We start from the raw sequence: 22,295 nt of genomic DNA, 5'->3' as shown, positions 1-22,295 counted from the left end.
CGTGGCCTTCGAGCACTACATATATACCGGGACGACCCGCCTGCGCTGCGGCTACACCACGGGGAGCTGCGCCGCGCTCGCGGCGAAGGCGGCCTGTGAGATGCTCTTGTCACGAAAGCCCGTCGGCCGCGTGTCGATCGTCACCCCCGGCGGGCTGCCCGTCGAGGCGAACGTGGTCGACGCATGCATCGGCGAGGGGTGCGCCCAGTGCGCCGTGCGAAAGGACGCAGGCGACGATGCCGATGTGACCGACGGCGTGCTCGTGTACGCGCGCGTGGAACATGCGGGGTCGGGCACGGGCGCTGCGGGCAGCAAGGACGTGCCCGCGCACGAATCGGAAGTTTCCGTCGATGGCGGCGTGGGCGTGGGGCGCGTGACGTTGCCCGGGCTCGAGCAGCCGGTGGGGGCGGCCGCCATCAACGCGACGCCGCGCGCAATGATCACTTCGGCGGTGCGCGAGGTGTGCGCCGCGCACGGCTTTTCTGGAAATATTGCTGTGACGATTTCGGTACCCGAGGGTGTTGCCCTTGCCAAAAAGACCTTCAACCCACACCTGGGGATAGAGGGCGGCATCTCTATCCTGGGCACGACGGGCATCGTCGAGCCGCGCAGCCTCGCTGCTTTGCGCGACAGCATCGAGCTCGAGATCCGGCAGCATGCGGCTATGGGGCGGCGCGGAGTCGTGCTCACTCCCGGCAACTACGGCGCGCAGTTCATCTCGGGGCATTTCCACCTAAACGGTGCGCCGGTGGTCTTCATCTCCAACTTCGTGGGCGATGCGATTGATTGCTGCGTTCGCGAGGGATTTACCAATGTCCTTCTTGTGGGACACATCGGCAAGTTGGTGAAGGTCGCGGGCGGCATCATGGACACCCATTCGCGTACCGCCGACTGCCGCGCGGAGATTCTGGCCGCCCACGCGGCCATGGCCGGCGCGGGCGCGAAGACCGTGCGTGAGATCATGTCGTCGGTCACGACCACGGCGGCGCTCGAGGTAATCGAGGCCGCCGGCGTGGGGGACGCTGCGCGCGCCTCGCTCGCTGCGGCAATCGAGGACAGGTTGCGCCGCCGCGCGGCGGGCGCATGCGACATCGCCGCGGTCGTGTTCGACGCCGAGCGCCGCGAGCTTTTCCGCACGTCGGGCGCCGATGCAGTCATCGGGGAATTGGGGGCGACGTATGAGTAAAGGCGTGCTGTACGGGGTGGGCCGCGCAATCGGCTGGCCGGGGACGAAGGTGGTCATGAAGGCACGCCGCTCGCTTGCGGACACGAAGCGCATCCTTCGCGAGGAGGGCGCCTTCGACGGTGCCGAGCTCGTAGAGGACTGTGGGCTTCCGGGCGAGCGCGTGTACCGCTCGCTCGACGATGTGCCCGATCGGGGCAGCTACTTCTCGACGATGGTGGTGCGCTAGATGAGGATTTCCTGCATAGCGTTCACTGAGAGGGGGTATGCGTTGGCGGAGCGCACCGCACGCGCGCTTTCCGATTGCGCACAGACAGGCGAAGATGACCCTGGCTGGGACGTTTCCGTTTCGCGCGGGTTCGGCGAGGGGAAGGCCGACCTGCGCGCATGGACGGCGCTCGCGTGGGAAGCGTCGGACGCGCTTCTGTTCGTGGGCGCGGCGGGCATCGCCGTGCGGGCGATCGCGCCGCATGTCGCCTCGAAGGCAAACGATCCCGCGGTTGTGGCGATCGACGAGGCGGGGCGCTTTGCCGTCCCGCTTTTGTCGGGGCATTTGGGCGGTGCGAACGAGCTTGCGCAAACTGTGGCACGCGCGGCAGGGGCCATCCCCGTCATCACCACGGCGACCGACGTCCGCGGCGTGTGGGCGGTGGATACGTGGGCGCGCTGTGCGGGGCTCGCCGTTTCGAATCCCGAGGCCATCAAGCGAGTGTCGGCGCGGCTGCTTTCGGGCGGGCGCGTGGCGCTCTATTCCGACATGCCGATTTCGGGACAGCCGCCTGAGGGGGTTGACATTGCGTCCGACCGCGCTCGGGCCGATATCGTCGTGTCGCCGTTCGCTGGCGCGAATGCAGGTGCGTCCGTTCGTGCGGCGGAGACAACGGGCGAGGTCGTGCCCGCCGGTGAGACGGGGAAGCCGGCGGGCGTGCGGGCGCAGGCGCCTGCGCCCGAGCCGCTTCGCCTTGTCGTGCCCTGCATCGTTGCGGGCATAGGATGCCGTCGCGGTGCGTGCGCCGAAGCGATCGAGGAGGCGTTTCTTCTCGCGTGCGGGCAGGTGGGTATCTCGCCTTCGGCCGTGCGCGAGGCGGCGACGATCGACGTGAAGGCGCACGAGGAGGGTCTGCTCGCCTTCTGCTGCGCGCGCAATATCCCGCTTGCGACGTATTCCGCAGAGGAGTTGTCGCAGGTCGAAGGCAGCGTTTCGCCATCTGATTTCGTGCGCGCGACGGTGGGGGTCGACAACGTGTGCGAGCGGGCAGCGCTCGCGGAGGGGGGCAAACTTATCTTCCCGAAGCTCGCTCACGGCGGCGTGACCGTCGCGTTTTCCAAGGTAACTATTAAACTTTCGTTTAAGGAGCGGTGATGGGAAAGCTCTTCGTGGTGGGAATCGGCCCGGGCGGCCCCGACGGCATGACGATTGCGGCTCGGCGTGCGCTCGAGGCGTCCGACGTCGTTGTGGGTTACACGAAATACGTGGAGCTCGCGCTCGCCGCCGTGCCCGACGCGGCGCATCTCGCGACGCCGATGATGCACGAGGTCGAACGGTGCCGCCTTGCGCTTTCGCGCGCGCAGAGTGGAGACGCCGTGGCGCTCGTGTGCAGCGGCGACGCGGGCGTGTACGGCATGGCGAGCCCCGTGCTGGAGCTTGCGGAGGACTACCCCGATGTAGACGTGGAAGTTATCGCCGGGGCCACCGCGGCTCAGAGCGGGTCGGCGGTGCTCGGCGCCCCGCTTGCCCACGACTTCGCGGTCGTGTCGCTCTCCGACCTGCTCACGCCATGGGGGGTCATCGAGCGCAGGCTCGCCGCCGTGGCGAGCGCCGACTTCTGCATCTGTTTGTACAACCCGCGCAGCAGAAAGCGCGCCGACAGGCTCTCACGCGCGGCGAAGATTATGCTCGAATGGAAGGCCCCCGACACGCTCTGCGGCTGGGTACGCAACATCGGGCGCGAGGGGCAGCAGTCGGGCATGTGCAGGCTCTCTGAGCTGGGGGAGATCGACGCCGACATGTTCACCACCGTGTTCGTCGGCAACGCGGACACGAAGCTCGTAGGCGGCCGTATGGTCACGCCGCGCGGGTATCGGGAGATTCCATGCGAAAGGTAACGATCATCGGGGCGGGGCCCGGAAACCCCGACTTGCTCTCGCGCGCGGCGCTCGACGCTATCGACATCGCCGACGTGGTCATCGGCGCTCATCGCGCACTTGCCGGCATCGACGTGCCGCCCGACGTGGTGAGATGCGAGCTCGTGAAGACGGCGGACATCGTCGCCGCGCTCACCGATGCGGCGTCGTGGCAGCGCGCCGTGGTCGTGATGACGGGCGATGTGGGGCTGTTCAGCGGCGCGCGCCGCCTGGTGGAGGCGCTCTCCGGCAACGCGCAGGTGGACGTGCGCGTCATTCCCGGCATAAGCTCAGCGTCGTATCTCGCCGCGCGCCTCGCGCGTCCATGGCAGGATTGGCGCTTTGCGAGCGCTCACGGCGTGGCGTGCGACATCGTGGCCGAAGCCGAGCGCGCAGGTGAGCTCTTCCTCGTCACGTCGGGCGGGGAAGACCCCTCGCGGCTTTCCGGCGAGCTTGTGCAGGCGGGCTTCGGGGACGCGCGCGTGACGGTGGCCGAGCGCCTGTCGTACCCCGACGAGCGCATCACCTGCGCGACCGCAAGTGAAATCGCAGGTCAGACGTTCGACGACTTGAACGTGATGCTTATCGATTTCGCAGGCGGCGCCGGGTCGCCTGTGGGCTCTAGCGCATCTCGCGCCGCGAGCTCCCGCTGGCCGTACGCTTCCTCGGGCATTCCCGACGAGCTCTTCATCCGCGGCGACGTTCCCATGACCAAGCAGGAGGTACGCGCCGTCGCGCTCGCGAAGCTGCGCCTTGCCGCGACCGACACCGTGTGGGACGTCGGCGCCGGCACGGGGAGCGTGTCGATCGAGGCGGCGCTCGTCGCGCGAGCGGGGTCGGTATGGGCGGTCGAGCGCAACGCGACCGGCGTTCGGCTCATCCGAGAGAACGCGGATGCATTCGGGTGCGGCAACGTGCATGCGGTCCCCGGTGTCGCCCCCGAAGCGCTCGCGAAACTGCCCGTCCCCGACGCCGTGTTCGTCGGCGGGAGCGCGGGCGAGCTTCCCTCCATCGTGGAGGCGGCGCTCGAGAAGAACTCGCAGGTTCGCCTGTGCGTGCCATGCGTCACCGTTGAGACGCTCACCGAGGCGTGCGCGCTCCTCTCGGGTTCGCGCTTTAAGGGGTTCGAGGCGTGCCAGGTGTCGGCCGCCCGCGCCGAGGCTGTTGGCTCGCACCATCTTATGAAGGCGCAAAACCCCGTGTTCCTCGTCAGCGCGCGTGGTGCAGGTGGGGAAGGCGGCGCCCGGTGAGCACGTCCATCCCGCGCTTCATGGTCGCTGCGCCCTCGAGCGGGAGCGGCAAGACGGTCGTAACGTGCGCGCTCCTGCGCGCGCTCGCGCGCCGCGGCCTTGCATGCGCGGCCTTCAAATGCGGCCCCGACTACATTGACCCGCTCTTTCATCGCCGCGTCGTGGGTGCGCGCTCGGGCAACTTAGACGGCTTCTTCACCGACGCCCCGACGCTGCGCGCCCTGCTCGCACGCGGCGCCGCGGGCGCGGATGTCGCGGTGCTCGAGGGGGTCATGGGCTTCTACGACGGCATTGCGCCCGGCGTGTCCGATGCGAGCAGCTACCAGGTTGCGCGCGACACGGAAACGCCGGTTGTTTTAGTGGTGAACGGGCGCGGGGCGTCTTTATCGCTCGCCGCCGTAATCCACGGCATCGCCGAGTTCCTGCCTTGTGCGAACGTGCGCGGCGTCGTGCTGAACAAGACGAGCGCCGCTGCCTGCGCCTACGCAGCGCCTGCGATCGAGAAGCACACGGGCGTCGCGGTTTTGGGGAATATCCCCGCCGACGAGGCGTTCTCGCTCGAAAGCCGGCATCTGGGGCTTGTGACCGCCGGCGAGGTCGAGCAGCTCTCCGCGCGCATCGACAAGATGGCCGAGCTGGTGGAAAAGAGCGTCGACGTCGACCGCTTGCTCGAAATAGCGGCGACGGCACCCGATATCCGCGAGGAACCTTACCGGTTGGAGCCGATCGCGGGAGCGCGGCCCATCGTCGCCGTCGCGCGTGACGAGGCGTTCTCGTTCTACTACGAGGAGAACCTGCGCGCGCTCGAGGACCTGGGTTGCGAGCTTGCCTTTTTCAGCCCCCTGTGTGATAGCGATTTGCCCCGGGGGACAAGCGCCCTCTATCTGGGAGGCGGCTACCCGGAGCTCCATGCGCGGCAGCTCTCCGAGAACGCGCCGATGCGCGAGGCGGTGCGGCGCGCGGTGGAATCCGGCATGCCGACGGTCGCCGAATGCGGTGGGTTTCTGTACCTGCAGCACGAAATCGCCGATAGCGAGGGGCGGCGCTGGCCTGTTGCGGGCGCCCTTGAGGGCTCAAGCGAGAACGGGGGAAGGCTGTCCCATTTCGGGTACGTGGAGCTCACTTCTCAACGCGACGGGCTCTACGGGCCGCGCGGCACACGCATCCGTGCGCACGAGTTCCACTACTGGCAGTCCACCTGCCCGGGCGGCGACTTCTGGGCGCAGAAGCCCCGGCGCGACAAGGGCTGGCCGTGCATGACGACCACCCCGTCCCTGGTTGCGGGCTTCCCGCATGTGTACTATCCTGCGAACCCCGACGTTGCGCGCGCGTTCGCGTCTGCCGAAGCGTCGTTCGCAGAGAGGAGACGGCATGGCTGAAGCAACCGAAACCGCGCTTGCCTGCATCCGCGAGGAAGTCGAGCGCGCGTTCTCTTCGGCGCCGGGCGCCGTGCTCGAAGCCGCGCTCTCCCGGATCGCGCCCGCAGACGAGCGCGCCCGCGCCGCCGCGTACGCCGCGTGGGACTCCATCGCGCACCCCTTGGGGGGATTGGGCGACTTTGAAGACGCCGTCGCGCGTATCGCCGCAGCTCAGGGGAGCGTCGATGTGGCCGAGTTTCCCCGTGCGCTCGCGGTATTCTTCTCCGACAACGGGGTCGTTGCCGAGGGCGTGTCGCAAAGCGGGCAAGACGTGACGCGAGCCGTCGCGCGCAACATGTGCGAGGGGGCCACGAGCGCCTGCCGCATGGCGGCGTTCGCGGGTGCCGAGGTCGTGCCCGTCGACGTGGGTATGGCCCGGGGCATAGAAGACGCGCGCATGGTGCGCGCGAACGTGCGGCGGGGGAGCGGCAACATCGCGCACGGCTCCGCCATGTCTCGCGATGGGGCCGTGCGCGCGATCGAGGTCGGAATCGCCGTCGCGTGCGGGCTTGCCCGCGCCGGCGTGCGCCTTCTCGCCGCGGGCGAGATGGGTATCGGCAACACGACCACCTCGGCGGCGGTGGCCGCAGTGCTCATCCGGGCGGACGCGCGGAGCCTCGTCGGGCGCGGCGCGGGGCTCTCGGACGCCTCGCTCGCGCGCAAGCGCGACGTGGTCGAGCGCGCTATCGATGCGAACTCGCCCGATTCCGCCGACCCGATCGATGTGCTCTCGAAGGTGGGCGGCTTCGACATCGCGGCGATGTGTGGCTTCTACCTGGGGGCCGCGGCCTCGAAGGCGCCGGCGCTCCTCGACGGGGTCATATCCTGCACGGCGGCCCTGTGCGCGGTGCGCCTGTGCCCCAACGCCTTGGGCTACCTCGTGGGCACCCACGCATCTAGCGAACCCGCAAGCCAGGAGCTCCTTCGCGAGCTCGGCATAAAGGCACCCCTCGACGCAGGCATGCACTTGGGCGAGGGCGCGGGCGCCATGGCGTATCTGCCCCTTCTGGATTCGGCGCTGCGCGTGTACCGGGATGGGAAGACGTTCACGGCGACTGGCATGGCTGCTTACGAGCATTTCGAGGCCGGGAAATGACGGTGACGTTCGTTATCGGCGCCGCCGCGAGCGGCAAGAGCGCCTATGCCGAGTCCCTGTGCCTCGGGCACGACGGCCCCCGCGTGTACCTGGCAACGATGGAGCCCTTCGGGGAAGAGGGCACCCGCCGTATCGCGCGCCATCGGGCGATGCGCGAGGGCAAGGGGTTTTCCACCCTCGAGCGCACGCGTGACGTGGGCGCCGCAGTGCCCGGGCTTCCGCGCGGCTGCACGCTTCTTTTGGAGGACGTGGGCAACCTGGTTGCGAACGAGCTCTTCGCGGAAGGCGGCTTGTCCCCACGTGACCCCGACGCTGTGGCGCGCGAGGTGCTCGGAGGCATCGAACGACTCACTCAGGCCGCTGCGTATACGGTGGTGGTCTCCGTCGACGTGTTCGCCGATGGGATGCGCTACGATGAGGGGACCGAGGCATGGAGGCGCGCGCTCGCGCGCGTGAACGCGGGCGTGGCGGCGCTGGCCGACCGCGCAGTCGAAGTGGTATGTGGGATTCCCGTGTGGATGAAAGGCGAAGGACCTACAAGGTGAAGATAGCAGAGGCAATTGGCGCGGCGTTCGGAACGTTCTCGCGCATCCCCGTCCCGAAATCGGCCTGGTCCGATTTCGGATCAACCCATGCGCTTGCCGCGTTTCCCCTGGTGGGCGTTGCGGAAGGTTTCCTCATGACGGCGTGGGGGCACGTGGCGAACCTGCTCGGCGTGCCCGCTACCATCGTCGCGGCCGTGCTCGTGGCGTTGCCTGTGGCGGTGACGGGAGGCATCCACCTAGACGGGCTCTGCGACACCTCCGATGCGCTTGCAAGTTGGGCCCCGCGCGAGCGAAAGCTCGAGATCATGCACGACCCGCGGGCGGGCGCCTTCGGGGTCATCGGTGTTGTTGTGTACCTTATTCTGCAGTTTTCCCTGTTCACCGCGCTGCCGCTTACGGCGGGGGCGTTCCTCGCGCTTCTGTGCTCGCTCGTGTTCTCCCGCGCGCTTTCGGGGCTCGCCGTAGAATGCTGGCCTGCCGCGCGGGCGGACGGCATGGCCGCGGGACTCTCGCCTGCTAAGAAGCGCGCGGCGATCTTCGTGCCGCTTTGCGCTTTCGCTGCGGCTTCGGCTGCAGGGATGGTCGCGTGCGCTCAGGCCGTCGGCGCCCTTATGGCGGTGGCGGGGCTTTTGGCGCTCGCGTGGTACCGTCATGTTGCCCTGTCCCGCTTCGGCGGGGTGACGGGTGATTTGGCCGGATGGTTTCTGCAATGGGCCGAGCTCGCGATGCTTGCCATGCTGGTGGCGGGAGGCATGCTCCTATGATTCTCGTGGTAGGTGGCGCGCATTCGGGGAAGAGGACCTTCGTGCGCGAAAAGCTCGGGTTCGCGGCGGACGATTTCGTCGACGCGGCGCAGCTTGCGGAGGGCGGCGTGCCCGCGGCTTTTGCCGGCCGTGTCGCGTACCGTGCTGAGGAACTCGTACGCGCGCTCGACGCTGACCGGGCGCTCGAGCGGCTGATCGGCTTCGACGCAGTGATTCTGTCCTTGGTCGGCTCGGGGGTCGTCCCCATGCGTGCGGAAGACGCCCAATGGCGCGAGCGCGCGGGGCGTCTGGGATGCGCGCTCGCTGCGCACGCCGACGTCGTCGTGCACATGACGTGCGGGATTCCCCAGGTCATCAAAGGAAACCTTACCGATGCGCCTCGAGGGACGCAGGGCGCGGGCGCGCCTTTGGAAGTCGTCTTCGTGCGCCATGGTGCCACGGCGGGCACGGAAGACCATCGCTACAGCGGGGCGGGCACCGACGAGCCCCTGTCGAGTGCGGGCGAGCGCGCTTTGCGCGAGCTCGCGTGCGATCGTGACGTGATCCGTGTTATCACGAGTGGCATGGCCCGCACCGACCAGACGGCACGCATCCTCTTCCCGAATGCGGAGCTTATGGCATGCCTCGGTCTGCGCGAGATGGATTTCGGTGACTTCGAGGGGCGAAGCGCCGCCGAGCTTAAAGAGGATGCGCGCTACCGCGCCTGGGTAGACTCCTGGTGCGAGACGCGCTGCCCGCATGGCGAGGGCAAGAGCGATTTCACCCGCCGCGTCGTCGCGGCGTTTCGGGAGGCGTGCGAATCGGAGCGCGCCCAGGGGAGTGGGCGTGCCGTCTTCGTCGTTCACGCGGGTACCGTGAAAGCGCTTCTTTCCGAGCTAGCTGTCCCGAAAATGGGATACTTCGACGTGCATACCGAGCCGGGCGGCGCATGGGCCGCCACCTGGGATGGGCGCTGCCTTCGCGACGTTCGCCCCGCTTCGGGGGGCGATGCACGGTGATGACGTTTCTTGCCGTCGCCGCCGGGTTCGCGGCCGACCTTGCCTTCGGCGACCCGCGCTGGCTTCCCCATCCCGTCGTCGCCATGGGGCGCGCGATCACGTGGGCCGAAGGCCGCCTGCGGGGCGCATTCCCGCAAACGTTCGCGGGCACGCGCGCCGCAGGGCTTGTGCTCGCCGTGGCGCTTCCGCTTGCGTGTTGGCTTTTGACCTGGGGAATCCTGCATCTTTGCGGCATGGTTCACCCCGGCTTGCGCTTTGTGGCCGAGGCATGGGCGAGCTATCAGATTCTCGCGGCATGCGAGCTGCGCCGCCAGAGCCTGGCCGTGGCCCGCGCGTTCTCGAAGGGCGGCCTTGTCGCGGCGCGCGAAGCCGTCGGGCTCATCGTGGGACGCGACACGTCTGTTCTCGACGAGCAGGGCGTTGCGCGCGCCGCCGTGGAAACGGTGGCGGAGAACGCGAGTGACGGCGTCATCGCGCCGCTTTTCTACCTTATGATCGGGGGTGCGCCCTTGGGCATGGCGTACAAGGCGGTGAACACGCTCGACAGCATGGTGGGCTACAAAAACGAGCGCTACATCGACTTCGGCTGCGCCTCGGCGCACCTCGACGATGCGGTGAACTGGATTCCCTCGCGCTTATCGGCCCTGCTCATGATCGCCGTGTGCCCGATCGTCGGGCTTGACGCGCGCGGGGCGGCGCGCATCTGGCGCCGCGACAGGCGTCGCCATGCGAGCCCCAACTCGGCGCAGACCGAGTCAGCGTGCGCGGGCGCGCTCGGGCTGCGCCTGGCAGGACCTGCGGTGTATTTCGGCAAGCTCGTTGAGAAACCGACGATAGGCGACGCGTCCCGTGAAATCGAGTGGGGCGACATCGCCCGGGCGACAAGGCTCATGCTCGCCGCGTCCGTATGCGCGCTCGTCGTCTTCGGCGCCGCGCGCGCGGCGGTCGTGCTCGCCGTGGGGGCGATGGCATGAGGGAAGACCACGCCGCGTCCCGGGCTGCCGGGGGAATCCTGCGCGCCCGTGCGCATGGGGGCAGCTCGCAATCGCTCGGCATCGCTTGCGAAGGGGGCGCCTCCGGCCTCATCGACTTCTCGGTGAACGTGAATCCGGCAGGCCCCTCGCCGCGCGCCGTCGCCGCAGCTTGCAAGGCGCTTTCTCGAATCGACGCCTACCCCGATAGGGAAAGCCGCGCCCTCGTTCGCGCCCTAGCGCGCGCCCAGGGCATTCCCGAAGATACTATCGTCTGCGGCGCGGGCGCGTCCGACATCATCTGGCGGCTCGCCGCGGCGGTGCGCCCGAAACGCATCGTCGTGTGCGCGCCGACGTTCTCTGAATATGCGGAGGCGGCATCGTACTATGGCGCATGCGTGCAGGAGTTCCCGCTCTCCGAAGCGGACGACTTCGACGTGCCCGCCTCCTTCGCCCGCACGATCGAGGGGCCGGGAGACGTGGCGTACCTCTGCAATCCGAACAACCCGACGGGGCGCCTCGTCGACCCCCGCGTGATCGATGCCGCGGCTTGCCGCTGCGAGCAGGTGGGCGCGCTGCTCGTCGTGGACGAGTGCTTCCTCGGATTTGCGCCCGACGCCCGCGAAAGGAGCGTGGCCGCACGCGCCGCGTGTTCGCGCCATGTGGCCGTGCTCTCCGCGTTCACCAAGCTCTACGGAATGGCGGGGTTGCGGTTGGGATATCTGATCAGCGGAAATGCCCAACTCATCGAGGGGATTCACCGGGCGGGGCAGGCGTGGCCCGTCTCCTCGGTCGCCGAGGCCGCGGGCATCGCCGCCCTGGAAGACGTCGAATACGTCTCGCGCACGCGCGATGTATTGGCGGGCGAGCGAGCGTGGCTTTCCCACGAGCTCTCCTTGCTCGGGCTTTCCGTCGTGCCGTCGGATGCGAACTTCCTTTTAGTCCGCACGCCGGCGAAAGACATCCCCGAGCGCCTGTATAAACAGGGGGTTTTGGTCCGCACGTGCGACTCGTTTTCGGTACTGTCCCGTTTCTGGTGCCGCGTCGCGGTGCGCACGCGCAAGGAGAACGCCCGGCTTGCGATGGCGTTCAGCCGCGCGCTTCGGGCGGAAGGCGCATCGGGCGAAGGCGAACCCGACGAACGGGGCGGCGCTTCTTGCAGCGGCGCTATGGCGGGCGCGGATAGCCGAGACTCGGCGAAGGAGGTCGATACCCGTGGGTAGGGCGAAGCCCATCATGATCCAGGGCACCATGTCGAACGCGGGGAAGAGCCTGCTTGCGGCGGGGCTGTGCCGTGTGCTTTCGCAGGACGGCCTGCGCGTGGCTCCCTTCAAGAGCCAGAACATGGCGCTCAACAGCGGTGTCACGGCCGACGGGCTCGAGATGGGGCGCGCCCAGATCATGCAGGCCGAGGCGTGCGGCATCGCGCCCGACGTGCGCATGAACCCCATCCTGCTCAAGCCCGAAAGCGACCACCGAAGCCAGCTCATCGTGGCCGGCAAGGCGCAGGGAGCCTTCGCTGCGAGGGACTACTTCGCGCGAAAGAAGGCGCTCATGCCGCAGATTTTGGAGGCGTTCGATTCGCTTGCTGAGGAAAACGACGTCATCGTCATCGAGGGCGCCGGCAGCCCCGCCGAAATCAACCTTGCCGAAAACGACATCGTCAACATGGGGCTCGCGCGCGCCGTGTCCTCCCCCGTGCTGCTAGCGGGCGACATCGACCCAGGCGGGGTGTTTGCCCAGCTCTACGGCACGGTCGCGCTCCTTGCACCCGAGCACCGCGCGCTTTTGCGGGGGCTTGTGGTGAACAAGTTCCGCGGCGATGTAAAAATCTTGCGCCCGGGTTTGGCTCCGCTCGAGAAGATGTGCGGGGTTCCCGTCGTGGGGGTCGTGCCGTATCTTGCGCTCGACCTGGACGACGAGGACTCGCTCGCGCCGCGCCTATCTGCCCGCGAGGCGCGCGGCGTCATCGACGTCGCCGTCGTGCGCCTTCCGCATCTGTCGAACTTCACCGACTTCGACCCGCTTTCGCGCGTGCCCGGCGTGGGCGTGCGCTACGTTTCCTCGACGACCGATCTGGGCCGACCCGACCTGGTGGTGCTTCCCGGCTCGAAGTCCACGCTCGACGACGCGCGCTGGATTGCGGCTAGCGGCATCGGAGCCTGTGTGCGCGCGCTTTCGGGTGCGGGCACGCCGGTGCTCGGCATATGCGGAGGCTACCAGCTTTTGGGAGACGAGCTTTCCGACCCGCACGGCAGGGAAGGCGCTGGCACCGCGCGCGGGCTCGGGCTCATCCCGGCAAGTACGGTGTTCAAGGAGGAAAAGCGCCTCGCCCAGTCGGAGCTGCGCATCACGGGCGCCCAAGGCGCGTTCTCGGTGTGGAACGGCATGACGGCGCGCGGGTACGAGATTCACGACGGCGAAACGACCGTCTCCTGCGCCCATGCGGGCACGATTGGCGGCAAACCAGAAGGCGCGGCCTGCGGAAACGTGTTCGGAACCTATCTCCACGGCCTGTTCGACGAACCGGGGGTGGCGCTCACCCTCGCGCGCTCGCTCGCGCGCATGCGCGGCCTGCCCGAGGGCGTCGTGGGTGCTGCGGGCGCGGCGTCCGCGGCCGATCACCGTGCGCGCGAGTTCGACCGCCTGGCCGACGCCGTGCGTGGGGCGTTCGACATGGAGTATCTCTACCGCATCATCGAGGAGGGCGTATGATCCACGTGTATCATGGCTACGGCAAAGGCAAGACCACGGCGGCGATGGGCCTCGCCCTTCGCATGCTCGCCGCAGGCCGCCGCGTCGTCGTCGTGCAGTTCCTGAAAGATGGCGAAAGCGGGGAGGCGCGCCTGCTCGTTGAGCATTTCGGCGTGCCAGTGTTCGCGGGGAAGGCGTCGGACAAGTTTACCTGGTCGATGACGTCGGAAGAACTTGCCGCGACGCGCGAGCTGCACGATGGGAACCTCGCTTCCGCGCTCGCCGAGCTCGAGGGCGCGCAGGAGGGGCTACTCGTGCTCGACGAGGCGCTCGACGCGCTTTCGAAGGGGCTTGTCGACGAGGCGCTCGTGGACCGCGCGCTCGATATGTCCGCGCGCGGCGTCGAAGTAGCGCTCACCGGGCGCGCGCCTTCCCGCAAGATCGTGGAGAAGGCTGACTACATAACCGAGATGCGGTGCGAGAAACACCCTTACGAGCAGGGGATATGTGCAAGGGAAGGAGTGGAGTACTAGATGGATTCCAAGGAGATGGCGCCCGGCGACATCGAGCGGCGCAGCTTCGAGATCATCACCGAAGAGCTCGGCGGCCGCACGTTCCCGCCGCTCGAAGAGCCCGTCGTGAAGCGCGTCATCCACACCACTGCCGACTTCACGTACGCCGATTCCCTCGTGTTCACCCATGGCGCCGCGCACTGTGCGCTCGACGCACTGCGCGCAGGGGCCACGGTGCTCACCGACACGAACATGGCGCTTGCAGGCATAAGCAAGCCCGCGCTCGCGAAGCTCGGCTGCAAGGCCGTGTGCTACATGGCCGACCCTGATGTCGCCGCGGCTGCGCGCGCCGCGGGCACGACTCGCGCCGTTGCGAGCATGGACAAAGCTTGCGGCATCGAGGGTCCGCTCATCGTGGCCGTCGGTAACGCTCCCACAGCACTTCTGCGCCTCGCCGAGCTCATGGACGCGGGGAAGATCGCGCCTGCGCTCGTCGTTGGGGTGCCGGTCGGGTTTGTGAACGTGGTCGAGGCGAAAGAGGAGCTACTCGCGCGACACGTGCCGGCCATCGTCGCGAGGGGTCGCAAGGGCGGCTCGACCGTGGCGGCCGCCATCATGAACGCGCTGCTCTACCAGATCACGCGCCCAGGCGGCCCGAAGTGACGGCGGCCGCATCCGCGCCGGCGCTGCGCATCTTCGCCGGCACCACCGAGGGCCGCCTTCTGTGCGAATGGGCGAGCGGTGTGGGCATCCCCGCCCGTGCCTACGCGGCAACCGAGTACGGAGGCGAGCTTTTGGGCGAGCTTCCGGGTATCGAGGTGCATGCGGGCAGGCTCGACGAGGCCGACATGGAGCGCGAGCTTTCCGGCGCGCACATCGTCGTCGACGCCACGCACCCCTTCGCTACGCTCGCAAGCGGCAACATCCGGGCCGCTTCGCTCGCCGTGGGTGCACGATGCCTGCGCCTTGCGCGCCCGGCCGAGGCGCTGCCCAAAGGCGTCGTGTCGGTCGCGTCGATCGCCTGCGCGGCGCGCTTTCTCTCCGAGAACCCGGGTCGCGCGCTTCTCGCGACGGGGAGTAAGGAGCTTGCTCCCTACACGCGCGTCGCCGATTTCGCGGAGCGCTTCTTCGTGCGTGTGCTCCCGCTGCCCGGCGCTATAACGAAGTGCATCGACGCGGGGTTTTCGCCGTCGCACGTCATCGGCATGCAGGGGCCCTTCACCCGCGAGCTCAACGAGGCGATGCTTCGGCAGGTGGGCGCCCAGTGGCTTGTGACCAAGGACTCGGGAACCGTAGGCGGCACGGCCGAGAAGCTCGCCGCCGCGCGCGACGTGGGAGCGCGCTGCATCGTGGTCGCCCGTCCCGCCGAGGGAGGCGGCGCCCTTTCGCTTCGGGAAGTGGAAGACGCGCTCTTACGGGAGCTCGCGCGCTAGGCGCTCGCCGCGCCTGCGCGCCCTCCCGCCCGCGAGGAGGAGCGCCCCGAGCAAGCTCGACCCGTACAAGCCCGTCATCTGCCAAAAGCTCGAGGACGACGCCCGGAACTGGCGCAAGCAGCCCTTCAATAAGTTGTGGTGAAATAGTGTCTGTTTTTGCTGCTAGACAGCATATTCAGTCCATAATTCACCGCAACTTGTTGGTGGTGGCTTACTGGTAGCGTAGGCACTCCACCGGGTCGAGCTTTGCCGCGCGGCGAGCGGGGTAGAAGCCAAAGATTACGCCGATGCCGACCGATACGGCAAACGCGATCAACACGGTCGTAATGGAGAAGCTTGGCGTGATCGTCCCGGTGGCTCCAAACTCGCTCATGATGCCCGAGCTTGCGGCAAAGAACGTGAGCCCCCAGGCCAGCAGATAGCCAATCACGACGCCCAGAATGCCGCCAGTGACGCACAGCGCCGAGGACTCGGCCAAAAACTGCGCGGTGATATCGCGACGACTGGCGCCTAGAGCGCGGCGGATGCCGATCTCGCGGATGCGCTCCGTTACGTTGGTGAGCATCATGTTCATAATGCCGATGCCGCCGACAAGCAGCGAGATGCTGGCGACAGCACCCATGATGAGCGAGAATGCGCCCATAAAGGAGTTGAGTGCATCGATGGCGCTTTTCATGGATGTCGCCGATACACTGTCGTACTCATCATCCTCCGCGATGCCCTTCATCGCACGCACCTTGGACTCGATGGTCTTACAAAGCTCATCCATGTCCGTGCCCTCGGCGGCAAGTGCCGTCACGCTGGGGAATGAAGGATTCTCGTCGCCAAACAGCCCGGAGATGGTTTCGCGTGGCATATACAGCGTGAGCGAGCCCATGGAGTCGCTGCCGCCATCAATCACGCCTACAATCTGCACCTCGCCGTTGGACACCTTGATGGTTTTCCCCAGCGAATCCTGTTCGTTGCCGTAAAGCTGATCGGCGCCGCCGCGGCTGATGAGCGCCACGCGCGAGCCTGATTGAGACTCGGCCTGGGAATAGGTACGCCCCGCAACGAGCTTTCCGGCCCCCACGGCGTCGAGCATGTCGCTATCGACACCCTGTGCCATGACGGTATAGCTTTTATCGCCGGTCTTGTACTCGGTATACGCGCTGTCGACAATGCCGATCTGCTCTATCTGCGGCACCAGTTTTTGAAGCTTCTCGATGTCCGACTCTGTGAGTTCTTGCGACGAATAGATTTGCACCATGCGTGCCGCATTGAGGCCCAGACTGTTGACTAGGCTGTTTTGGATGCCGCCGATGAGCGAAGTCATGGCGATAACCGAGGCGATGCCGATGACAATGCCCAGAATGGTGAGCAGGCTGCGCCCCTTGTTGGCCTCGAGCGAGTGAAGGGCTTCCTGGATGAGATCGCGGGCGCTCATGCCACCACTCCTTTCGGCGGGTTGGCGGAGGCGGAAATCATGGGCAGGCTATCTACGGCGCTGCGCAGGGTCCGCGGTGCATGTGGAATATACGCGCCATCGTGAATGCGACCGTCGCGGATGGTCACGGCACGGTCGGCCTCGGCGGCGATGCCGGGGTCGTGTGTGATAAGCACGATGGTTTTGCCGCGCTTCTGGAGCTTATGGAAGGTTTCCATCACAAGCGCTCCGGTAGCGGAGTCCAGGTTTCCCGTCGGCTCGTCGGCCAGAATGATGGGCGGGTCATTGACGAGGGCGCGCGCGATTGCGACGCGCTGCATCTGGCCGCCCGAGAGCTCGGATATGCGGTGGTCCCAGTGGACGACGGGCAGCGTGACAGCCTGCAGCGCGTGCACGGCGCGCATTTCGCGCTGGCTACGGGGCACATTGGTGTAGGCCAGCGGCAGCATCACATTTTCGATAACCGACAGGCGCGGCAGCAGGTTGAAGCTCTGAAAGACAAAGCCAATGCTCAGGGCACGAACTTCGGTGAGCTCCTCATCATCGAGCTCGGCCACGTTGAGCCCTTGCAGGTAGTAGTCGCCCGCCGTCGGCTTATCCAGACAGCCTAGGATGTTCATGAGCGTCGACTTGCCCGAGCCCGAGGGGCCGGTGATAGCGACGAATTCGCCGGGATTTACCGCCAGGCTCACGTTGTGCAGGATGTGGGCGCACCCCGCCTCGCTCTCAAAGATGCGGTGCACGTTGCGGATGTCGATAACGGGACGCATTACATGCCCTCGTCGGCAGACATACTGCCCGAATCCGCACCGTAGCCGCCGTCAGCCGTTGCGTCCGCTCCGGTGTCCATGACGAGGGTGTCGCCATCGCGCAGCTTGGTAACCGGAACGTTGGGGTTGATCTCGTTGCCCTGGTCGTCGCGCTTAACCTGTGTCTTGCCGACTACGGCTTCGTTGTCGTTTTGCGTCACGACGGTCACCTTCACGCGATGGGTTTGCTTGCCCTCGTCATCGGTTGCGACGTTGACGTAATAGTGTTCGCCGTCTTCGGTCATGAGCGCCATCGTCGGCACCATCACCACGTCGTCGAGCTGCTCGGTCACCACCGAGACCTCGGCCGTCATGCCCGGCTTCAGGCGCGCGTCGGGCGCCTCGATGAGAATGTCGACGTTAAAGGTCACGCTGCCGCCGCCACCGTTGGCGGCGTCGGAGTTTGCCACCGACGCGATAGCCGTGACGGTGCCCTGGCTCACGATATCGGGAAACGCGGGATACGTGACGTTGGCGCTCTGCCCAACGGCGATCTTGGCGATGTCCTTTTCGCCCACCTGCACGGTCACCTTCATCTTAGATAGGTCGGCGATCTGCATGCACTGCTTGCCGCCGCTCGTATCGCTTTCGCCCATGATCATGCCGCCTGTAACCGTGGCGCCCACTTTGGCATTGAGCTCCACGATGCTACCCGAGCTCGGGGCCGTGACCGTGCGACTGGAGGCCTTGGCGTTCGCCTGGTCGAGGTTTGCCTGGGCTGATGCGAGGCTGCGCTGCGCGGCCGATACGGCGTTCGTGTCCACTGATGCGGCGGAGACGCCAGCCGCTGCGGAAGCTCCCTCGACGTCCGTCGTTGGGGTGGCCTGCGCAGCAGCTGCGGCTTTCTGCGCGTTGGAGAGGTCTTCCTGAGCGGCTGCAACTGCACGCTGCGCCTCGGCAACGTTGCGATCGAGCTCGTCGTTTTTAATAGTCATAAGCACGTCGCCCTCGTTGACGGATTGGCCTGCCTGCACGTTGATCGAATCGACCGTACCGTCGACAGAAGGGGAGACCACTGAGGACGAAATGGGTTTGAGCTGGCCTCTCGCCTCGACCGTTGTGGTAAACGTGCCCTCGGTCACCATGTCGGTCACCGGCCCGCTAGCGCCCTGTGGCTGCGCATTGATAACCAGGGTTGCGACAATGGCGATGAGCGCGATGGCGCCCACGACGCCGACGGCAATACCGCGGCGAATCAGCTTTTTGCGTCGGCGCTCGGCACGTTTTGCCTTGAGCTTGGCATATGCCTCTTCATCGGAAATCTCGGCCGCATCGTTCGTGCGTCCGTTCTGCTTGTCGGCATGTACGTTTGTAATCAGAGGAATCGTTTCGGTGACATCTTCGAGCGTGTGCTCGGTATCATCCGGGCCCGGGGTGGTCGTGGGGACATTCGGCATAGCGTCTCCTTTATAGAAAGTACCTCGATAAGTATATGCGCCCACCGGTTGAGGCGGGCGCATAAGACGGTTTCTTTCGGAACTGTTAGATTGGTCGCAGCGGTTCCACGTTGTATGAATGTGCGCGTTGCACTACGAGTGGACAACCACACACAGGCCGACTTTGATGCAGTCGTGAAGTGCCTTGGCGTCTGCCAGGCGCAGGTTGATGCAGCCGTGGCTGCCGCACCATTTGTACGACTCGGCGTTATCGAAGCTCTTGTCGTTTTGCCAGGTGGCATCATGGAAGCCGATCATGTTGCCCTCAAACGGCATCCAGTAGCTCACCGGACTCTCGTATTTGGGCTTGCCGGTCTCGGGGTCCTTGGCTCCGATCAGGGTGCTGCCGCCGTCGTTGCTGTTGATCTGCCAGACGCCCTCGGGCGTGGCGTCCTCGCCCGGCTTGCCCGAGATAAAGTTGGCCTCCCAAACGATATTTCCGCTCTCGTCATAGTAGCGCGCGTGCTGTTCGGACAAGTCGACGTCGATATACGCCTTCCAGTCGGGCTCTCCCTTTGCGGTAAAGGTGTCGGCCTTCTGGGAGTACTTGATCTCGATTTCGCCAGTCTGCTTGTTGTTAATGGCGTCCTCGACCTGCTTGGCGAGCGAGCTGCTGTCGATGGACCAACCAAAGTCACCGCCTTCGACGGCGCACTGCTTGCTATCGGCGCGCGTCCACCAGCGAGTGGAGCCCACGGTATTAAAGCCGTTAGCGAGCTCGGCTGCCCAGCTGCTGATCTGCGTCGTATCGAGCGTTGGGTTGGCCGGATCGGCAAAGCTGATCCACTGCAATACGGAGCTGCCATCAACCTTGCCAGCATCCTCGCCGTTGAGCAGGAGGGTCACGTTGACGCCCAGGAAGTTGTTGGCGGCATCGCATGCGGCCTGAATCTGATCATCGGTCAGCGTTCCATTGAGCGGCTCATAGGCATCGTTGCCGAGCTTGGAAAGATCTACGGTCTCGGCCAGCGAGGCAAGCTCGAGCTCGGCATATTTAATGACATGCTCGCGGTTGAGTTTTTCGTTGGAGCGCGCCTTCTCGACGGTAAACTTGCCGGCCTGCTCGTCATAGGAGCTATTTGCCTCGAACGTGCCCGAACGGCCCTCGTTAAACTCGTCGATGGCGGCGCCCAGATCCTTCTCAAACTTCTTTTGGTCAAAGGTGTCGGAGAGCATGGACAGGTCGACGTCTTGATCAAGATCGACTTCGTTGGAGGTAGCGGTTGTTTTGGTCTTGCCGCTTAAGGATTCCACAAGGCGGACCGGCCATACAAAGGCTTCGTTGTGGCTGATAATCTCTTTTGCGGCAGCTTCACCGTCGACGATGGGCTCATCGGACTCGGGCTGATAGGTCCAGTTAAAGTCATCGCCTGTCACGGTGAGCTTATAGTGCTTCCATGCCGAGTTGACCTTGGTGGCGGCAGACGAAGCGTTGGAGAACGAGACGTCGACGCCGGCGATGGTGGTGTTGGGGTAGGCTACCTGCGAAAATGCTACGACGCCTTCGATATAGACAATGACGATTAGACCCAGGACGACAAAGAGCGTCGTCTTTTTGCCCGACTTATTGTTGCCGGCGGACTTGCGCGCGGGGCCGCGATCGCCTCGAGCGTGCGTGGGGGGCTGCTTGGGCGCATTGCCGTTTGCCTGGTGCTGCTGACGTTGTTGACGCTGCTGTCGCTGTTGGTTCGGGCGTTGAGAAGCGTTTGCCGCACCACGCTGCTGACCGTGGCTCGGCGCGATAGGACGCGGCGACTGAACGCCGCCGGCGTGCCTGCTCGGCTGCTGCGGATCGGGAATCAGTTGAGTTCGATCGTTTTGCGACATCGTATGCATATCCTTCGATTTTCGCCTTGCGGTTCATCGTGTTTTTACTGGGCTTGCATTATAGCGATTGCCCTGCTGTTTGTGGTACGGAAACGGTGGCATTCAAAAGAGGTGGGACATTTGTCCCACCTTTGAGTCGTTCTTTGTCGCTATCCGCACACGCCGCATTTTGCACAGGCCGAAAGTGCGGCCGGAGCCTGCGCGATGCCGCCCTTTGCCGTCTCGCGCAGCGTGGCTGGCAACGCGTGGCCCACCGAGAGCATGACATGTGCCATCTGGTCAAACGGCACCAAGCTCTTAATGCCTGCGAGGGCGAGTTGTGCCGAGCTAAAGGCCGCTGCCACGCCGATGGCGTTGCGGTTTTGGCAGGGCACCTCCACGAGGCCACCGACGGGGTCACAAACGAGGCCCAGCAGGTTACTCAGCGCGATGGAACTGGCGTCGAGCGCCTGCTCGGGCGTGCCGCCGAGCATCTGCACCAGCGCGGCGGCCGCCATGGCGGCGGCGCTTCCCACCTCGGCCTGACAGCCGCCCTCAGCGCCGGCGACGCAGGCGCTTGTGGTGAGGTTGAGGCCGATGGCGGCTGCGCAGTAGAGCGCGTCCATGACCTGCTCGTCGTCGAGCTGCAGGCGATCGGCGAGCGCCAGCACGCAGCCGGGCACAACACCCGCGGATCCTGCCGTCGGAGCTGCGACGATTACGCCCATCGTGGCCGAGCGCTCGAGCACGGCCATGGCGCGGGCTACGGCGTCGGTCTGGACGGCGCCCATCAGGCTCGTGCTCAAATCGTTGCGGCCGGTGGCATCGACGAGTTTGGCCTCGCCGCCGATAAGCCCGCCGAGCGATCGCTGCGGATTGGCGATGGGGGCCGTGGTCTCCTCCCGCATGACGTCGAGCACGCGACGCATGGCGTCGACGGCGTGGGCTTCGCCGGTCAGGCGCGCCTCACGCACGGCCATGACGGCGCCGATGCTGAGCCCCAGTTCCTCGCACGCATCGAGCAGCTGCTCGCCGTCGTCGAAGATCTCCTTGGCCGAGACGCCGGGGGAGAGCGACGAGGCAGAACCGGGGAGCTCGATAAAGGTCGCGTAATCGACATTGTCGAGCTTGCGTAACATGGGGACGACGGTGTCGTCGGGCGCACCGTCGGTCTCAAAGACGGAGTAGGCCTGGCCGCCCACTTCGGTTCGGTAGGTGCGGCAGAAGGCGATGTTCACGTGGGCGTAGGCGAGCAGGTTCGTGAGCGCGGCGAGCACGCCGGGAACGTCCTTGTGCGCCACGAAGAGCGTGGAATACATGCCCGAGATGTCGACGCCGACGCCGTTAATGCGGCTGATGCGCATCTTGCCGCCGCCCAGGCTCTCGCCGCGGACCTGCGCCGTGGCGCCCGTGTCGTCGACCATATCGATGTCGACGGTGTTGGGGTGGATGGAGGCGTCGTCGCCCTTGATGTCAAAGTGATATTCGAGGCCCTGCTCGCGAGCGAGGTCGAAGGCCTGCTTGATGTTCTCGTCATCGGTGTCGAGGCCCAGGATGCCCGCGACGAGCGCACGGTCGGTGCCGTGGCCGCGGTAGGTGTGGGCGAAGGAGTTCCATAGGCCAAAGGTGACTTTGGTGATGCGGCCTTCCAGCAGGCTGGCGGCAACTTGGGCGCAGCGTAGGGCGCCGGCGGTGTGCGATGAGCTGGGGCCGACCATGACGGGGCCCAAGATCTCGAATGCCGAGGTCGTAGCTAGTGTTTGCGGCTTGCCTGCCATGGGTGCTCCTTCTCTATCCCGTCGTTCCGAGGGCTTTGGTATTTGGTCGCCT

The 22,295-nt window shown here is 66.1% G+C and carries 21 protein-coding genes; 16 read left to right on the top strand and 5 right to left on the bottom strand.

Annotation, left to right across the window (positions count from 1 at the left end):
* Position 1: 1 nt before the first annotated feature.
* From cbiD to cobK, 16 genes are read left to right on the top strand one after another with little or no spacing between them, the layout of a single operon-like run.
* Positions 2-1,186: a cobalt-precorrin-5B (C(1))-methyltransferase CbiD gene (cbiD, locus tag I2F59_RS04440; RefSeq protein WP_271800745.1), complete on the top strand. Its 1,185-nt coding sequence runs from the start codon at positions 2-4 to the stop codon at positions 1,184-1,186.
* Positions 1,179-1,412 carry an SAM-dependent methyltransferase gene (locus tag I2F59_RS04435; protein WP_195503385.1) on the top strand — a complete coding sequence of 78 codons (234 nt, stop codon included), beginning with the start codon at positions 1,179-1,181 and terminating at the stop codon, positions 1,410-1,412. The genes cbiD and I2F59_RS04435 overlap by 8 nt, the downstream gene beginning before the upstream one ends.
* Positions 1,413-2,546, top strand: a complete 1,134-nt coding sequence (locus I2F59_RS04430; protein WP_195503384.1) for a cobalt-precorrin 5A hydrolase — start codon at positions 1,413-1,415, stop codon at positions 2,544-2,546.
* Complete coding sequence (gene cobJ, locus I2F59_RS04425; protein WP_195503383.1) at positions 2,546-3,289, top strand: precorrin-3B C(17)-methyltransferase; 744 nt, start codon at positions 2,546-2,548, stop codon at positions 3,287-3,289. Before I2F59_RS04430 ends, cobJ begins: the two co-directional genes overlap by 1 nt.
* Positions 3,277-4,557 (top strand): precorrin-6y C5,15-methyltransferase (decarboxylating) subunit CbiE, encoded by a 1,281-nt coding sequence (cbiE, locus tag I2F59_RS04420; RefSeq protein ID WP_195503382.1) that lies wholly within the window; start codon positions 3,277-3,279, stop codon positions 4,555-4,557. Before cobJ ends, cbiE begins: the two co-directional genes overlap by 13 nt.
* The gene (locus I2F59_RS04415; protein WP_271755835.1) at positions 4,554-5,936 is read left to right on the top strand and encodes a cobyrinate a,c-diamide synthase; all 1,383 of its coding nucleotides are present in this window, start codon (positions 4,554-4,556) and stop codon (positions 5,934-5,936) included. The genes cbiE and I2F59_RS04415 overlap by 4 nt, the downstream gene beginning before the upstream one ends.
* Positions 5,929-7,071 carry a nicotinate-nucleotide--dimethylbenzimidazole phosphoribosyltransferase gene (gene cobT, locus I2F59_RS04410; RefSeq protein WP_195503381.1) on the top strand — a complete coding sequence of 381 codons (1,143 nt, stop codon included), beginning with the start codon at positions 5,929-5,931 and terminating at the stop codon, positions 7,069-7,071. Before I2F59_RS04415 ends, cobT begins: the two co-directional genes overlap by 8 nt.
* Entirely contained in the window at positions 7,068-7,616 is a 549-nt protein-coding gene (locus I2F59_RS04405) for a bifunctional adenosylcobinamide kinase/adenosylcobinamide-phosphate guanylyltransferase (RefSeq protein WP_195503380.1), read from the top strand. Before cobT ends, I2F59_RS04405 begins: the two co-directional genes overlap by 4 nt.
* Entirely contained in the window at positions 7,613-8,380 is a 768-nt protein-coding gene (locus I2F59_RS04400; protein ID WP_195503379.1) for an adenosylcobinamide-GDP ribazoletransferase, read from the top strand. Before I2F59_RS04405 ends, I2F59_RS04400 begins: the two co-directional genes overlap by 4 nt.
* A complete protein-coding gene (locus I2F59_RS04395; protein ID WP_195503378.1) occupies positions 8,377-9,378 on the top strand; it encodes a histidine phosphatase family protein in 1,002 nt (333 codons plus the stop codon). Before I2F59_RS04400 ends, I2F59_RS04395 begins: the two co-directional genes overlap by 4 nt.
* On the top strand, positions 9,378-10,352 hold the full coding sequence (cbiB, locus tag I2F59_RS04390) for an adenosylcobinamide-phosphate synthase CbiB (RefSeq protein ID WP_195503377.1): 975 nt from the start codon (positions 9,378-9,380) through the stop codon (positions 10,350-10,352). Before I2F59_RS04395 ends, cbiB begins: the two co-directional genes overlap by 1 nt.
* Entirely contained in the window at positions 10,349-11,572 is a 1,224-nt protein-coding gene (locus I2F59_RS04385) for a pyridoxal phosphate-dependent aminotransferase (protein ID WP_195503376.1), read from the top strand. The genes cbiB and I2F59_RS04385 overlap by 4 nt, the downstream gene beginning before the upstream one ends.
* Positions 11,565-13,064 (top strand): cobyric acid synthase, encoded by a 1,500-nt coding sequence (locus I2F59_RS04380; RefSeq protein WP_271755827.1) that lies wholly within the window; start codon positions 11,565-11,567, stop codon positions 13,062-13,064. The genes I2F59_RS04385 and I2F59_RS04380 overlap by 8 nt, the downstream gene beginning before the upstream one ends.
* Entirely contained in the window at positions 13,061-13,576 is a 516-nt protein-coding gene (locus tag I2F59_RS04375; protein ID WP_195503375.1) for a cob(I)yrinic acid a,c-diamide adenosyltransferase, read from the top strand. The genes I2F59_RS04380 and I2F59_RS04375 overlap by 4 nt, the downstream gene beginning before the upstream one ends.
* Positions 13,577-14,218, top strand: a complete 642-nt coding sequence (locus I2F59_RS04370) for a precorrin-8X methylmutase (RefSeq protein WP_195503374.1) — start codon at positions 13,577-13,579, stop codon at positions 14,216-14,218.
* The gene (gene cobK, locus I2F59_RS04365) at positions 14,215-14,988 is read left to right on the top strand and encodes a precorrin-6A reductase (RefSeq protein ID WP_195503373.1); all 774 of its coding nucleotides are present in this window, start codon (positions 14,215-14,217) and stop codon (positions 14,986-14,988) included. Before I2F59_RS04370 ends, cobK begins: the two co-directional genes overlap by 4 nt.
* Positions 14,989-15,199: 211 nt before the next feature.
* On the opposite strand, the gene I2F59_RS04360 is transcribed toward cobK, so the two are convergent.
* The 5 genes from I2F59_RS04360 to sdaAA all read right to left on the bottom strand — a co-directional run bounded on the left by I2F59_RS04360 (position 15,200) and on the right by sdaAA (position 22,243).
* Positions 15,200-16,414 carry an ABC transporter permease gene (locus tag I2F59_RS04360; RefSeq protein WP_195503372.1) on the bottom strand — a complete coding sequence of 405 codons (1,215 nt, stop codon included), beginning with the start codon at positions 16,412-16,414 and terminating at the stop codon, positions 15,200-15,202.
* Complete coding sequence (locus I2F59_RS04355; protein ID WP_195503371.1) at positions 16,411-17,184, bottom strand: ABC transporter ATP-binding protein; 774 nt, start codon at positions 17,182-17,184, stop codon at positions 16,411-16,413. The genes I2F59_RS04360 and I2F59_RS04355 overlap by 4 nt, the downstream gene beginning before the upstream one ends.
* Positions 17,184-18,620: an efflux RND transporter periplasmic adaptor subunit gene (locus I2F59_RS04350; RefSeq protein WP_195503370.1), complete on the bottom strand. Its 1,437-nt coding sequence runs from the start codon at positions 18,618-18,620 to the stop codon at positions 17,184-17,186. The genes I2F59_RS04355 and I2F59_RS04350 overlap by 1 nt, the downstream gene beginning before the upstream one ends.
* A gap of 132 nt (positions 18,621-18,752) precedes the next feature.
* Positions 18,753-20,486, bottom strand: coding sequence for a L,D-transpeptidase (locus I2F59_RS04345; protein ID WP_195503369.1), 1,734 nt, complete (start codon positions 20,484-20,486; stop codon positions 18,753-18,755).
* Positions 20,487-20,635: 149 nt separating this feature from the next.
* Positions 20,636-22,243 (bottom strand): L-serine ammonia-lyase, iron-sulfur-dependent, subunit alpha, encoded by a 1,608-nt coding sequence (gene sdaAA / locus I2F59_RS04340; RefSeq protein WP_195503368.1) that lies wholly within the window; start codon positions 22,241-22,243, stop codon positions 20,636-20,638.
* Positions 22,244-22,295 lie beyond the last annotated feature (52 nt).

The sequence above is a fragment of the Collinsella aerofaciens genome (assembly GCF_015556945.1).
GTDB lineage: Bacteria > Actinomycetota > Coriobacteriia > Coriobacteriales > Coriobacteriaceae > Collinsella > Collinsella aerofaciens_AO.
Note: the sequence above shows the minus strand (reverse complement) of the source record. Positions and strands in the feature narration are given on the sequence as shown.

What these genes read in the sequence shown, in the direction of transcription:
- I2F59_RS04435 (WP_195503385.1), top strand. Translation starts at nt 1,179, where the DNA reads ATGAGTAAAGGCGTGCTGTACGGGGTGGGCCGCGCAATCGGCTGGCCG.
- I2F59_RS04430 (WP_195503384.1), top strand. Translation starts at nt 1,413, where the DNA reads ATGAGGATTTCCTGCATAGCGTTCACTGAGAGGGGGTATGCGTTGGCG.
- cobJ (WP_195503383.1), top strand. Translation starts at nt 2,546, where the DNA reads ATGGGAAAGCTCTTCGTGGTGGGAATCGGCCCGGGCGGCCCCGACGGC.
- cbiE (WP_195503382.1), top strand. Translation starts at nt 3,277, where the DNA reads ATGCGAAAGGTAACGATCATCGGGGCGGGGCCCGGAAACCCCGACTTG.
- cobT (WP_195503381.1), top strand. Translation starts at nt 5,929, where the DNA reads ATGGCTGAAGCAACCGAAACCGCGCTTGCCTGCATCCGCGAGGAAGTC.
- I2F59_RS04405 (WP_195503380.1), top strand. Translation starts at nt 7,068, where the DNA reads ATGACGGTGACGTTCGTTATCGGCGCCGCCGCGAGCGGCAAGAGCGCC.
- I2F59_RS04395 (WP_195503378.1), top strand. Translation starts at nt 8,377, where the DNA reads ATGATTCTCGTGGTAGGTGGCGCGCATTCGGGGAAGAGGACCTTCGTG.
- cbiB (WP_195503377.1), top strand. Translation starts at nt 9,378, where the DNA reads ATGACGTTTCTTGCCGTCGCCGCCGGGTTCGCGGCCGACCTTGCCTTC.
- I2F59_RS04385 (WP_195503376.1), top strand. Translation starts at nt 10,349, where the DNA reads ATGAGGGAAGACCACGCCGCGTCCCGGGCTGCCGGGGGAATCCTGCGC.
- I2F59_RS04375 (WP_195503375.1), top strand. Translation starts at nt 13,061, where the DNA reads ATGATCCACGTGTATCATGGCTACGGCAAAGGCAAGACCACGGCGGCG.
- I2F59_RS04370 (WP_195503374.1), top strand. Translation starts at nt 13,577, where the DNA reads ATGGATTCCAAGGAGATGGCGCCCGGCGACATCGAGCGGCGCAGCTTC.
- I2F59_RS04360 (WP_195503372.1), bottom strand. Translation starts at nt 16,414, where the DNA reads ATGAGCGCCCGCGATCTCATCCAGGAAGCCCTTCACTCGCTCGAGGCC.
- I2F59_RS04355 (WP_195503371.1), bottom strand. Translation starts at nt 17,184, where the DNA reads ATGCGTCCCGTTATCGACATCCGCAACGTGCACCGCATCTTTGAGAGC.
- I2F59_RS04350 (WP_195503370.1), bottom strand. Translation starts at nt 18,620, where the DNA reads ATGCCGAATGTCCCCACGACCACCCCGGGCCCGGATGATACCGAGCAC.
- I2F59_RS04345 (WP_195503369.1), bottom strand. Translation starts at nt 20,486, where the DNA reads ATGTCGCAAAACGATCGAACTCAACTGATTCCCGATCCGCAGCAGCCG.
- sdaAA (WP_195503368.1), bottom strand. Translation starts at nt 22,243, where the DNA reads ATGGCAGGCAAGCCGCAAACACTAGCTACGACCTCGGCATTCGAGATC.